Here is a 782-nt window from a genome sequence, read left to right on the forward strand (position 1 = left end):
TTGATTTTCCGCAGCATCATTAACGGTAACAAGATTACCACCTAAAGTAACCGCTTGTGCTTGTGCTTGTGTCCAACTACTTGCATTACTCAAGAGGTAAAATTTGCCATTATAGGTGACAATGGGAGCAGTAATAGCAGAGGTAACATCACCAAAAATCTGATCATTTCCTCCCCCACCATTGAGGGTATCATTACCGGCATTCCCTATTAGTGTATTATTGCCATCATTCCCAGTAATTGTGTCATTATTGGCTGTACCAATAACATTAACAAAATTATGAACGGAAAAAGACAAAGTGGGGAAGGCACTATCACCAGTATTCACAACTAGGGATTTAGTCGCTAAATTAGCATTAATGGTAGCAGTGCCGGTGGCTGTGGAAGCATCAATAATGTTAGTTAGACCTGTGGCAGCGATAATGTTCTCTATACCAACCAGTTGGTCTGTTCCTGCTGTACCTTTGCTAACAAATCCTGTTGGTTTCAGGGTAATGGCTTGACCTATGGCACTATAATCGGCTGTGTCTTGACCAATACCCCCATTAATTGTATCGTTGCCAGTGCTACCGATGATTGTGTCATTAGATGGGTTAGCGATTTCGATAATTCCTCGGAAACTACTTAAGTCCCCATCATCCCATTTTCCGGGATTTTGAAAATTGATATAAGCATAGTCTTGAATACTACCAGCATCATCAGGTTGACCTGGAAACCAGTTAGTATAAGTGACAGCTTCTCCATTTGCCCATTTAAATGTTCCTTCAGTCACCTCGTCTGTCA

General features: G+C 41.3%; 1 pseudogene. It reads right to left on the reverse strand.

The features are described 5' to 3' along the window. Positions 1 to 782 (reverse strand): annotated as a pseudogene (locus tag ACIR310F_RS26485) (hypothetical protein); the annotation flags it as partial.

The sequence above is a fragment of the Dolichospermum circinale AWQC310F genome, assembly GCF_000426925.1.
Taxonomy (GTDB): Bacteria; Cyanobacteriota; Cyanobacteriia; order Cyanobacteriales; family Nostocaceae; genus Dolichospermum; species Dolichospermum circinale.